Source organism: Actinacidiphila epipremni, assembly GCF_012034175.1.
Classification (GTDB): Bacteria; Actinomycetota; Actinomycetes; order Streptomycetales; family Streptomycetaceae; genus Actinacidiphila; species Actinacidiphila epipremni.
Genome location: NZ_JAATEJ010000035.1, coordinates 63,603 through 74,481 on the forward strand (window position 1 = coordinate 63,603; position 10,879 = coordinate 74,481).

At 72.5% G+C, this 10,879-nt stretch carries 11 protein-coding genes; 6 read left to right on the forward strand and 5 right to left on the reverse strand.

All coding sequences use genetic code 11. The annotated features are described in order from the left end of the window. Window positions 1-38: 38 nt before the first annotated feature. The 3 genes from HCN08_RS31250 to HCN08_RS31260 all read right to left on the reverse strand — a co-directional run bounded on the left by HCN08_RS31250 (window position 39) and on the right by HCN08_RS31260 (window position 2,984). Window positions 39-1,388 carry an FxsB family cyclophane-forming radical SAM/SPASM peptide maturase gene (locus tag HCN08_RS31250; protein ID WP_206319459.1) on the reverse strand — a complete coding sequence of 450 codons (1,350 nt, stop codon included), beginning with the start codon at window positions 1,386-1,388 and terminating at the stop codon, window positions 39-41. Between the two features lie 106 nt (window positions 1,389-1,494). Then, window positions 1,495-1,737, reverse strand: coding sequence for a hypothetical protein (locus HCN08_RS31255; RefSeq protein WP_167986676.1), 243 nt, complete (start codon window positions 1,735-1,737; stop codon window positions 1,495-1,497). 329 nt (window positions 1,738-2,066) lie between these two features. Continuing rightward, window positions 2,067-2,984 (reverse strand): MurR/RpiR family transcriptional regulator, encoded by a 918-nt coding sequence (locus HCN08_RS31260; RefSeq protein WP_322974795.1) that lies wholly within the window; start codon window positions 2,982-2,984, stop codon window positions 2,067-2,069. A 140-nt stretch (window positions 2,985-3,124) separates the two neighbouring features. On the opposite strand from HCN08_RS31260, the gene HCN08_RS31265 reads away from it, so the two are divergent. The 4 genes from HCN08_RS31265 (at window position 3,125) to HCN08_RS31280 (ending at window position 6,502) form a co-directional block, all read left to right on the forward strand. Further along, a complete protein-coding gene (locus HCN08_RS31265) occupies window positions 3,125-4,081 on the forward strand; it encodes a 1-aminocyclopropane-1-carboxylate deaminase/D-cysteine desulfhydrase (RefSeq protein WP_167986677.1) in 957 nt (318 codons plus the stop codon). Between the two features lie 55 nt (window positions 4,082-4,136). Continuing rightward, a complete protein-coding gene (locus HCN08_RS31270) occupies window positions 4,137-4,679 on the forward strand; it encodes a GNAT family N-acetyltransferase (protein ID WP_167986678.1) in 543 nt (180 codons plus the stop codon). Between the two features lie 200 nt (window positions 4,680-4,879). Next, window positions 4,880-5,293: an ATP-binding protein gene (locus HCN08_RS31275; protein ID WP_167986679.1), complete on the forward strand. Its 414-nt coding sequence runs from the start codon at window positions 4,880-4,882 to the stop codon at window positions 5,291-5,293. A 108-nt stretch (window positions 5,294-5,401) separates the two neighbouring features. Continuing rightward, entirely contained in the window at window positions 5,402-6,502 is a 1,101-nt protein-coding gene (locus HCN08_RS31280) for an RNA polymerase sigma factor SigF (protein ID WP_167986680.1), read from the forward strand. Between the two features lie 266 nt (window positions 6,503-6,768). Here the strand turns inward: HCN08_RS31280 and HCN08_RS31285 are convergent, their stop codons facing one another. Continuing rightward, window positions 6,769-7,239, reverse strand: coding sequence for a hypothetical protein (locus tag HCN08_RS31285; RefSeq protein ID WP_322974796.1), 471 nt, complete (start codon window positions 7,237-7,239; stop codon window positions 6,769-6,771). Window positions 7,240-7,287: 48 nt separating this feature from the next. Between HCN08_RS31285 and HCN08_RS31290 the strand changes: the two genes are divergently transcribed. Both HCN08_RS31290 and HCN08_RS31295 read left to right on the forward strand, forming a co-directional pair. Beyond that, on the forward strand, window positions 7,288-8,256 hold the full coding sequence (locus HCN08_RS31290; RefSeq protein ID WP_167986681.1) for a diacylglycerol/lipid kinase family protein: 969 nt from the start codon (window positions 7,288-7,290) through the stop codon (window positions 8,254-8,256). A 320-nt stretch (window positions 8,257-8,576) separates the two neighbouring features. Further along, window positions 8,577-8,834 carry a WhiB family transcriptional regulator gene (locus HCN08_RS31295; protein ID WP_031520293.1) on the forward strand — a complete coding sequence of 86 codons (258 nt, stop codon included), beginning with the start codon at window positions 8,577-8,579 and terminating at the stop codon, window positions 8,832-8,834. Between the two features lie 151 nt (window positions 8,835-8,985). Here HCN08_RS31295 and HCN08_RS31300 read toward each other — a convergent pair whose 3' ends face one another. Continuing rightward, a complete protein-coding gene (locus HCN08_RS31300) occupies window positions 8,986-10,437 on the reverse strand; it encodes a sensor histidine kinase (protein ID WP_167986691.1) in 1,452 nt (483 codons plus the stop codon). Between the last annotated feature and the right edge of the window lie 442 nt (window positions 10,438-10,879).

Here is a 10,879-nt window from a genome sequence, read left to right on the forward strand (position 1 = left end):
TCCCCGCGCCGATGGGGGGCGCGGGGAACCGCGGTGCGTCACCTGTGAGCCGCGCCGGCTTGCAGCCGGGCGACGTCGGCGAGCACCCGGTCGCGGATGTGGGTGATGAGCGCGGCCTGGTCGGTGCAGAAGACGCTGGGGTTGAGGAAGCCGCTGCCGGCCCGGTAGCGGTTGGTGTACTGCCCGCCGCCGCAGATCTCCCGCAGCTCGCACGCCCGGCAGGTCGGCGAGAGCCCGGCCGCGCCCCGCTGCCGGGCGACCACCCCGGGGTGCAGCCGCGCCTCGTCGAAGGCGTTGTCGCGGACGTTGAGGCCGGTGAGCGGGGCGCCCTGGAAGTTGGACTTGAGGGCGTCGATGAGCTCGATCGAGCCGTCGGTGTCGATCGTGAGGGACTGGAAGTCCTCCAGGCCGACCGCCTCGGTGGTGCTGTGGCCGCCGAGCACCAGTCCGATGATGCTGTCGAAGAACCGTACGGTCGTCGGCACGGGCACGGTGCCGTACCAGTGGTCGAATATGGGGATGAGCCAGTCGGCGTACGCGGTGCCGCCGGTGTCCCCGGTCCAGCCGGGCGGGGTGTGCTCCCAGTCGTCCAGCGGCAGCAGGAAGTCCACCTGCGGGGCGCCGACCGCGGCGAGCGCCTCGTACGTCTCCAGCGGGTCGTTGTCGAGGTCGACGACGCACAGCACGTTGCGCAGCCGGTCCGGCACGGTCGCCGCCGCCCGCAGCGCGGCGACCCCGCGCATGACGGCGTCGAAACTGCCCTTGCCGTTGGCGTATTTACGGTGCCGGTCGTGGGCGTCGCGCGCGCCGTCGAGGCTGAGGGTGACCTTGATGTCGTGCCGCTCCAGGACGTCGAGCATGCGCGGGTCGTCCAGCAGCACGCCGTTGGTGGTCACCGACAGGATCGCCTCGACGCCGTCGGGCATGGCCGAGCGGAAGGCGCCGGCGGCGTGGTCCAGCTCGTCCGGGCCGACCAGCAGCGCCTCGCCGCCGAGGAAGGTGACGATCACCTGCGCGACCTCGTCGCGGTGCGCGGTCAGGTGCTCGTTGATGCGGTACGCCGTCCGGTCGACGGTCTCGCGCGCCATGGCCATGGGCTTGCCGCGCCAGCTCTGGTCGGCCATCTCGTAGATGTAGCAGTAGTCGCAGGCGAGGTTGCACCGGCCGTGCGCCTTGACGACGAACTGCGTGAAGGGCAGGGGCCGCCAGGACGGGTCGGCGAGCGCCTCGTCGACCACGGAGCGGTCCGGCCATTCCGTGGCCGCGGTGTCCGCGGTCGTTTCTACGGCGGTATGGGCCGTCTCCGCGGACAGGGCGGACAGTGCGGGCAGGCCGGAATGGGTGTGGGTGGCCGCCGTGGCGGGGGTATTGAGCAGCGGTAGGTCCATCGGGGAGAAGCTCCTCGCCTCACCGCCCGGACCGCGGTCGCGGACTCCCGCTTCCGCGGTCCGGGCGGAATTGTTTTTCAGCGTTTCCCGGCGGTGGCGCCGAGGGTCACCAGCGCTGGTACTTGCCGAGCGGCGAGACCTTCGGGTCCTCGGTGGCGACCCGGGTCAGCGCCGCGCCGAGCGCGCTGTGCGCGGGCGCCGCGGCGGCGACGGCCTGGACCTCGGCCGACGACGGCGTGGCGGCACTGGCGGTACCGGCCGCGCCGGTGGCGAGGGCCGCGGCGGCGACCGCGCCCGCGGCCACGACGGCGGCCTTGCGGACCGCGCCGCGCGTGCTGTTCTGCGACATGCTCACTCCCTTTTGTCGACTGCCCCGCCTGGATTGCAGGCAGGAGCTGACCGCCCCGGACGGGCCCGAAAATGCAAGGGTTACATTCCGCTTACCCCCCGGAGCCGTTTTACGGTACCCGGCGCACGACATGCGGACAACAGAGCGACTGCCGATTAACGGAAGATTTACCGGAGGGGCTTTATCCGAGTACAAATACTTTGAGCCTCAAAGCATCCTTCTCGGGCGCGGACCGGCATTCAGGGCGAGTCGCGGACCAAACGCACGGACCCCGCCGCGGTGCGCGGCGGGGTCCGTGGGGCGGGCGTGAGAGGCGCCAGGGGGTGCGGCTACGAGGTGCGGTCGCTCTCCAGCGCCTCGTGGGTCAGCCGCAGGGCGCGGCTGGAGCGGTCGTACGTGCGCTGCGCCACGCACACGAACAGGCAGTCCACGACGACCAGTTGGCTGATCCGGGAGGCCATCGCGCCGGGCCGGAAGGTGGTCTCGCGGCCCGCGGAGACCAGTACGTGGTCGGCGATCTGCGCGGCCGTCGACATGGGGTGGTTGGTGATGACCACGGTGGCCGCGCCCTCCGCCGCCGCCCGGCGCAGCGGTTCGAGCACGTCCCGGCTCTCGCCGGAGTGCGAGACGGCGAGGAAGACGTCGCCGGGCCCGAGCAGCACCGCGCTGGTCAGGGCGGACTGCGAGTCGGTGTGCGCGTGGCAGGGCCGGCCGATACGGGCCAGCTTCTGCTGGAGGTCCTGCGCGACGAGCCCGGAGGCGCCGACGCCGGCGATGTGCAGCTGGCCGCCGCCGCACACCGCCCGTACCGCGGCGGCCAGCGCCTCCGGGTCGAGCTGGGTGGCGGTCTCCCGCACCGCCTGGGCCTCGGTGTGGACCAGCTTGCCGATGACCTCGGCCGCGGAGTCCTCGGGGCTGATGCCCGAGGACAGGTCGGAGCGCGGCTCCTGCTTGGCGGCGGACACCGCGAGGGCGAGCCGCAGTTCGGGGTAGCCGGCGAAGCCGAGGGCGCGGGCGGTGCGCACGATCGACGACTCGCTGGTGCCGGCGAGCGCGCTGAGTTCGGAGATGGTGCTGCGGGCGACCTGTGCCGGGTCCTCGATGATGAGGGTGGCGATCCGGGCGGCGGCCGGGGTGAGCGAGGGCATGAGCCCCCGCACCATGGCGGTGAGCGCGTCGGCCGAGTCACTGGGCGCAGTGGCGTCGAACGACGGATCGGCAGGTGACTCCTGGACTATGTGGTACACGCCATCAAGGATGCACCCGCCAAACGCGCTTGCGGGGACGCGGGGTGAAGAATCCCGCACACTGGACGCCTGCGTGCCGGCCGGCCGCCGGACGGGCCGCCCACGTGGCTGCTGTCACACGTCCGGGTGACAATGGCCCCGTGAGTGCCCCCGCTTCACCCCCGCCACCGCCCCCTTCACCACGCCCTTCGCCGCCCGCGCCGGCTTCCGCTTCCGGCCCCTCGCCGCTCGCCCCGCGCCCGCCGTCGCCGCTCACGGAGGTCGCCGACGAGCGGCTGGCCCGGCGGGGGCTGCGGCTGCTGCTCAAACGGGACGACCTGGTGCATCCGGAGCTGCCCGGCAACAAGTTCCGCAAGCTGCGGCTGAACCTGGCCGCGGCGCTGGAGCAGGGCCACGACACGCTGCTGACGTTCGGCGGCGCCTACTCCAACCATCTGCGGGCCGTCGCGGCGGCGGGCCGGCTGCTGGGCCTGCGTACGGTCGGGGTGGTGCGCGGCCAGGAGCTGGCCGGCCGGCCGCTCAACGCGTCGCTGGCCCGGGCGGCGGCGGACGGGATGCGGCTGGACTTCATCGACCGGGGCACGTACCGGCGCACGAGCGAGCCGGAGGTGCTGGCGGCGCTGCTCGCCCGGCACGGGCCCGCGTACGTCCTGCCCGAGGGCGGCTCGAACGCCGCGGCGGTACGCGGCTGCGCGGACCTCGGGCAGGAACTGGCGGGCGCCGCCGACGTGGTGGCCGTCGCGTGCGGTACGGGCGGCACGCTCGCGGGCCTGGCCGCCGGGCTCGCGCAGCAGGCGGAGGCCGTCGGCTTCCCCGTGCTGCGCGGCGGCGGCTTCCTGGCCGGCGACGTGCTGCGGCTCCAGCAGGAGGCGTACGGCGGGCGGCGCGGGCGCTGGCGGCTCGACGACCGCTTCCACCACGGGGGCTTCGCCCGGACCACCCCGGCGCTGGAGGACTTCGCCGCGGACTTCCACCGGCGGCACGGCCTGGACCCCGAGCGGGTGTACGTGGCGAAGATGCTGCACGGCGTCCTCACCCTCGCCGACGAGGGCGCTTTCCCGCCGGGCAGCCGGATCGCCGCGGTGATCACCGGATGATGTGCGCCCGTGCGCCCCTTACGCATGTCACATGAGCCGACCGTAACCTGGTGGCATGATCCGCGCCGCGACCCCCGCCGACCTGCCCGTCCTGCACGCCCTGATCCGCGAACTCGCCGCGTACGAGCGGGCGCTGGACCAGGCGCAGGCGACCGAGGAGCAGCTGCGTACCGCGCTCTTCGGCCCCGACCCGGTGGCCCACGCGCTGGTCGCGGCCGACGACACCAGCGGCGAGGCGGTCGGCTTCGCGCTGTGGTTCCGCAACTTCTCCACCTGGACCGGCACGCCCGGCCTCTACCTGGAGGACCTGTTCGTCCGGCCTTCGGCGCGCGGCGCCGGGCACGGCAAGGCGCTGCTGGCGGCGCTCGCGGCGATCTGCGTGGCGCGCGGCTGGTCGCGCTTCGAGTGGTCGGTGCTGGACTGGAACGAGAAGGCGCTGGCCGTCTACCGCTCCATCGGCGCGCTGCCGCAGGACGAGTGGACGGTGCAGCGGCTGTCCGGGCCCGCGCTCGGCGCGCTCGCGGCGCAGTCCTCGTACGCGGCCCAGGCTGCCCCGGGGCAGGGGGCCGGCAACGGGACGCACGCGCATGCGCATTGAGACCCCGCCCGCGGACCGGCGGTCCGTGCGGCTGCGCTTACCATGGGTGACACGACAGCGACGCATTCCGCTCCCGCCCGGACCCAGGAACGGTTCACCCATGGCGGCGACCGTCCACCGTCCGGGCGACATGGGGGCGCCGATCGCGATAGCGTCGCTGCGAACCAGAGCAATCACTGTGTGCCACCGTGGAGGTGAGGGTGTCCCAGAGCGCAGGCGACCCCGGGTCGAAGGACTTCGTCGAGGTCCGGCTGCCCGCGGCAGGGGCGTATCTGTCGGTGTTGCGGACGGCCACCGCCGGCCTCGCCGCCCGGCTGGACTTCACCCTCGACGAGATCGAGGACCTGCGGATCGCGGTCGACGAGGCATGCGCCATCCTGCTCCAGCAGGCGGTGCCCGGCAGCGTGCTGAGCTGCGTCTTCCGGCTGGTCGGGGACTCGCTGTGGGTGACGGTCTCGGCGCCCACCACGGACGGCCGGGCGCCGGAGCGGGACACCTTCGCCTGGACGGTGCTCTCGGCACTGGCCGGCGAGGTGGACTCCACGGTCGCCGACGACAAGACGGTCAGCATCAGTCTGCACAAGAAACGCGGCGCCGTTCCAGGGCTGTCGTGACGGAGGCGGGCGGGGCGGCGGTGCCGCCCGCGCCGCCGGGGTCAGCGTGTCCCGGTCCGGCGGCGGACCGGTGACGGGTACAACCGTGCAGGAAGACGGGGAATCGCCATGAGTGCTGAGCTGTCCCGGGAGGAGACCCCCGGCAGGCCCGCGGACCACGACGTGCCCGCGGCGCGCGGCCGTGCCGCCGTACCGGCGCAGGTGCCGGACCCGGCGGGCGCCGCCGCGCGGCGGCGACGGGCGCCGGGCGACGCGGCCAGGCCCCACCCCGAGCCCGTGGGCGGGCACAACCCGTGGGACGACGAGGACGCGGACGCGGCGGAGCAGGCGACGACGATGGTGCACGAGGACGCGCAGCAGGGCCAGGGCCCGGACCAGGGCCCCGCGCAGGGCCGGGAGCCCGACCCGCGGGACGGGCCGGACGCGCAGGACGAGCCGGCCGCCGAGCCGGACCCGCAGGACCGCTCGGGCGCCCGGGCGCTCTTCGTCGAGCTGAGCAAGCTCCCGGAGGGCTCCCCGGAGCGGGCGGAGCTGCGCAACCAGCTCGTGCGCATGCACCTGCCGCTGGTCGAGCACCTGGCGCGGCGGTTCCGCAACCGGGGCGAGCCGCTGGACGACCTGACGCAGGTCGCCACGATCGGGCTGATCAAGTCGGTGGACCGGTTCGACGTCGAGCGCGGGGTGGAGTTCTCCACGTACGCGACGCCGACGGTGGTCGGCGAGATCAAACGTCACTTCCGGGACAAGGGCTGGGCGGTCCGGGTGCCGCGCCGACTCCAGGAACTGCGGCTGGCCCTCACCACGGCGACCGGCGAGCTGTCCCAGCGGCACGGCCGGGCGCCCACCGTCCACGAGCTGGCCGAGCACCTGAAGATCTCCGAGGAGGAGGTGCTGGAGGGCCTGGAGTCCGCGAACGCCTACAGCACGCTCTCCCTCGACGTCCCCGACACCGACGACGAGTCCCCCGCGGTCGCCGACACCCTCGGCTCCGAGGACGAGGCCCTGGAGGGCGTCGAGTACCGCGAGTCCCTCAAGCCGCTCCTCGAACAACTCCCCCCACGCGAAAAGACGATCCTGCTGCTCCGCTTCTTCGGCAACATGACCCAGTCCCAGATCGCCCAGGAGGTCGGCATCTCCCAAATGCACGTCTCCCGCCTCCTGGCCCGCACCCTGGCCCAACTCCGCGACAAGCTCCTCATCGACGAATAGCCCCTGCGGGGCAGCCTTCTCGGGGTCCGCGCCCGCCCGCCGCTGGGTGGGCTTTTCGGGGGTACCCCGGCGCCGCGGGCCGGCCCCTCCGGAGCCGCGCCCGCCCGCCGCCGGGTGGGCTCTTCGGGGGTGCCCTTGCGGCGCGGGGTGGGTTTTTCAGGGGCGCGGGGAACTGCGCGACCAGCCACAACGGCGGGGCGCGTCGTCACCGGCATCAGGGGGCAGCCCCTGGCGCACGGGCCACCGGCAGGGGGAACTCGGGGCGGTCAGGTGGTGCGGCGGATGCCGAGCGCGTCGGTGGTGGACGGGTGCACCAGGAGGACGATCGCCGCGACGGCGAGCAGCCCGAGCGCGGCCCCCGCCGCAACCACCGCTCCGGAGGAGTGGAGCATGGTCCAGGCCACCGGCAGCGCCAGTATCTGCATGACCAGCGCCGGCCCCCTGCTCCAGCGAAGCGCCTTGCGCAGGCCGTACGCCGCGGCGAGCGGCAGCGCGGCAAGGACCAGCACGGTCAGCCCGGCCAGCACCGCGTTGTCGCTGTCGGTGAAGAACATCGCCACGCCCCACGCGGCGACCACCAGCCCCTCGACGCCGGCGATCACCGCCGCGGCGGTCAACCGCGGATGCGGCCCGCCGGCCTGAGCAGCCGGCGCGGCCTGAGCGGCGTCCGCCGGGCCGAGCGGGTCGTCCTGCGCCGCGGCAGCGGCATGCGCGGGGTCCTGAGGGGTCTGGCTCACACCACTCAGCGTAGCCCGAGGCGAAAAAGCGTAGGTACGCTATCGACCATGCGTGCTCTTCTCGTCGTGAACCCTGCCGCGACCACCACCAGCGCGCGGGTGCGTGACGTGATCAGCACCGCACTGGCCAGCGACCTCAAACTGGAGGTCGCCACCACCGAATACCGCGGCCACGCCCGCGACCTGGCCCGTAAAGCGGTCGAGGGCGGCGAGATCGAGCTGGTCGTCTCGCTCGGCGGCGACGGCACCGTCAACGAGGTGGTCAACGGCCTGCTGCACCACGGCCCGAACCCGGACTCGCTGCCGCAGCTCGCGGTCGTGCCCGGCGGTTCGACGAACGTCTTCGCGCGGGCGCTGGGCCTGCCCAATGACGCGGTGGAGGCGACCGGCGCGCTGCTGGACGCGCTGCGCGCCGGGTCGTCCCGCACGGTGGGCCTCGGCCTGGTGAGCGGCACGCCGGGCACCGAGGACGAGGGCGTACCGGAGCGCTGGTTCACCTTCTGCGCCGGCCTCGGCTTCGACGCCGGCGTCGTCGGCCGGGTGGAGCAGCAGCGTGAACTCGGCAAGCGTTCGACGCACGCGCTGTATCTGCGGCAGGTGGCCCGGCAATTCGTCGCCGACCCCAATCGCCGCAGCGGCACGATCACCCTGGAGCGCCCGGACGGCGAACCGGTCACCGGGCTCTCCACCGCGATAATCTGCAATGCCGCACCTTGGACATATCTGGGCAACCGCCCCATTTACGCCTCCCCCGACGCCTCCTTCGACACCGCGCTTGACCTGCTCGGCATCCGGAAGATGTCCGCATTGTCCGGAACGCGCTACGCGGCCCAGCTGCTCCGCTCCACCCCCGAGCGCGGCCCGCGCGGCAAGCACACCGTCGCCCTGCACGATCTGACGGACTTCACCTTGCAATCGCAGGCGCCGCTGCCCTTCCAGGTGGACGGTGACCATCTGGGGCTGCGTATGAGCGCGACCTTCACAGGCGTACGCCGTGCACTGCGTGTGATTGTGTAAGTCGAAGAGCCTAAAGTCCTTTTACTCGAACGTTTAGGCTGCCCCACACCCCATGGAAGTACGGCTGTGATCGACGCGACACCGAGGAATCAAAAAAAACTTGCCTGAAGGGGTTGTATCTCCCGCCGAGGTTTGCGAGTCTCTACATGGCGATCGGGACGGCCGACCAACCGGCCCCCTTGAGAGCCCGAATCTTCGACCTCACACCAGCGGGACTGCACCAGTGAAGACTGGGTGGCGTCCCGTTCCCTGTGAAGGGATTCGTGAAAGCGTTCACATTCACAAGCATCGAGCTTGTCACACGAGGAGTTGGAGCAGCCATGGACTGGCGTCACCGCGCCGTTTGCCGCGAGGAAGACCCTGAGCTCTTCTTCCCCATCGGCAACACCGGTCCTGCGCTGCTGCAGATCGAGGAAGCCAAGGCCGTCTGCCGCCGTTGCCCCGTCATGGAGCAGTGCCTGCAGTGGGCACTCGAAAGTGGCCAGGACGCCGGTGTCTGGGGTGGCCTCAGCGAGGACGAGCGTCGCGCGATGAAGCGCCGCGCCGCCCGCAACCGGGCCCGCAACGCCAGCGCCTGACGCGCACACCTTCCGACCGAGCCGCAGCGCGCAGCACCTGTCCCACGCGCAGCACGCAGCATCCGGAAGCCCCCGTACCAACGACGGTACGGGGGCTTCCGCGTGTCCGGATCCCGGTACGCACGCCGGTCAACGCTCAGTTCGTGAACGCTCAGCCGGCGAGCGGAAGTTCGAGGATGACGCGGGTGCCGCCGCCCGGCGCGGGCACCATGTCGAACGTGCCGCCCAACTCGCCGACGACCAGGGTGCGGACGATCTGCAGCCCGAGGTTGCCGGCCTGCTGGGCGTCGAACCCGGGCGGCAGGCCGCGGCCGTCGTCCTGCACGGTGATGGTGATGAGCTCCCGGCCGCGGGTCGCGGTGATGTCGACGCTGCCCGACTCCCCCGGCCCGAAGCCGTGTTCGAGGGCGTTCTGCAGCAGCTCGGTGAGCACCATCGACAGCGGGGTCGCGGTCGTCGCGGTGAGGATGCCGAAGCGGCCGGAGCGGCGGGCGGTGACCCGGCCGGGTGAGATCTCGGCGACCATCGCCAGCACGCGGTCGGCGATCTCGTCGAACTCCACGCGCTCGTCCAGGGTTTGGGACAGCGTCTCATGCACGATGGCGATCGAGCCGACCCGCCGTACCGCCTCCTCCAGCGCCCCCCTGGCGCTCGCGGAGTCCATCCGGCGGGCCTGCAGCCGCAACAGGGCGGCGACCGTCTGGAGGTTGTTCTTCACCCGGTGGTGGATCTCCCGGATGGTGGCGTCCTTGGTCATCAGTTCGCGCTCGCGGCGGCGCAGTTCGGTGACGTCGCGGAGCAGCACGAGCGAACCGGTGCGGACACCCTTGGGCTTGAGCGGAATCGCCCGCAACTGGATGACGCCGTCGCCGCCTTCGACCTCGAACTCGCGCGGCGCCCAGCCGCTGGCCATCGTGACCAGGGCCTCGTCGACCGGGCCGCGCGCGGCCGGCGCGAGCTCCGCGGTGGCCTTGCCCAGGTGGTGGCCGACCAGGTCGGCGGCGAGCCCCAGCCGGTGGTAGGCGGACAGGGCGTTGGGGCTCGCGTACTGCACCACGCCGTCGGCGTCCAGCCGGATCAGCCCGTCGCCGGCCCGCGGGGAGGCGTCCATGTCGATCTGCTCGGCCGGGAAGGGGAAGGCGCCGGCCGCGATCATCTGCGCGAGGTCGCTGGCGCTCTGCAGGTACGTGAGCTCCAGCCGGCTCGGGGTCCGTACGGTGAGCAGGTTGGTGTTGCGGGCGATGACGCCGAGGACCCGGCCGTCACGCCGTACGGGGATGGACTCGACCCGTACGGGCACCTCCTCGCGCCACTCCGGGTCACCCTCGCGGACGATCCGCCCCTCGTCCAGCGCCGCGTCCAGCAGCGGGCGGCGGCCCCGCGGGACGAGGTGGCCGACCATGTCGTCCTGGTAGGAGGTGGGGCCGGTGTTGGGCCGCATCTGCGCGACGGAGACGTAGCGCGCGCCGTCCCTGGTGGGCACCCACAGGACCAGGTCCGCGAAGGACAGGTCGGACAGCAGCTGCCACTCGGACACCAGCAGATGGAGCCATTCCAGGTCGGAGGCGTCCAGCGCGGTGTGCTCGCGTACGAGCTCGTTCATGGAGGGCACGCCTGCGAGCGTACCCGCAGGCCGCAGGGGGGTGCGCCGGGCGCGATTTGGGGGCACTATTTGTTCAGGCGCGGCACGAAACATGGCCGAACCATGGACATGACGCAGTGGTCTAGTCCACAATGGGCGCCGAACCAGACCTCCGGGCTCCCCGCACAGGAGCACGGACCGAGGCGGGCCGTTCTCTGCCCTGACTACGCCCCCGCCTCGCTGTCGGCCCTATCGGGCCCGCGGGGACCGCACACCCCGCCGGCCACGGCGCCGACGCCAGCTCCGGGCTGCGGTGCGAAGAGGCTGAGGGTCCTCTTCCGCACCGCGGCCCGAAGTGTTTTGGGGGGCGGTTACGGCGGGCGTTTGTGCGATCCGAAGAGGACACGGTTGAACACCACTCACTCCTGAGCAACTCCTCTGGCGGCGTCGTCTTGCAAAAAAA

What these genes read in the sequence shown, in the direction of transcription:
- HCN08_RS31290 (WP_167986681.1), top strand. Translation starts at nt 7,288, where the DNA reads ATGCGTGCTCTTCTCGTCGTGAACCCTGCCGCGACCACCACCAGCGCG.
- HCN08_RS31300 (WP_167986691.1), bottom strand. Translation starts at nt 10,437, where the DNA reads ATGAACGAGCTCGTACGCGAGCACACCGCGCTGGACGCCTCCGACCTG.
- HCN08_RS31280 (WP_167986680.1), top strand. Translation starts at nt 5,402, where the DNA reads ATGAGTGCTGAGCTGTCCCGGGAGGAGACCCCCGGCAGGCCCGCGGAC.
- HCN08_RS31270 (WP_167986678.1), top strand. Translation starts at nt 4,137, where the DNA reads ATGATCCGCGCCGCGACCCCCGCCGACCTGCCCGTCCTGCACGCCCTG.
- HCN08_RS31295 (WP_031520293.1), top strand. Translation starts at nt 8,577, where the DNA reads ATGGACTGGCGTCACCGCGCCGTTTGCCGCGAGGAAGACCCTGAGCTC.
- HCN08_RS31255 (WP_167986676.1), bottom strand. Translation starts at nt 1,737, where the DNA reads ATGTCGCAGAACAGCACGCGCGGCGCGGTCCGCAAGGCCGCCGTCGTG.
- HCN08_RS31250 (WP_206319459.1), bottom strand. Translation starts at nt 1,388, where the DNA reads ATGGACCTACCGCTGCTCAATACCCCCGCCACGGCGGCCACCCACACC.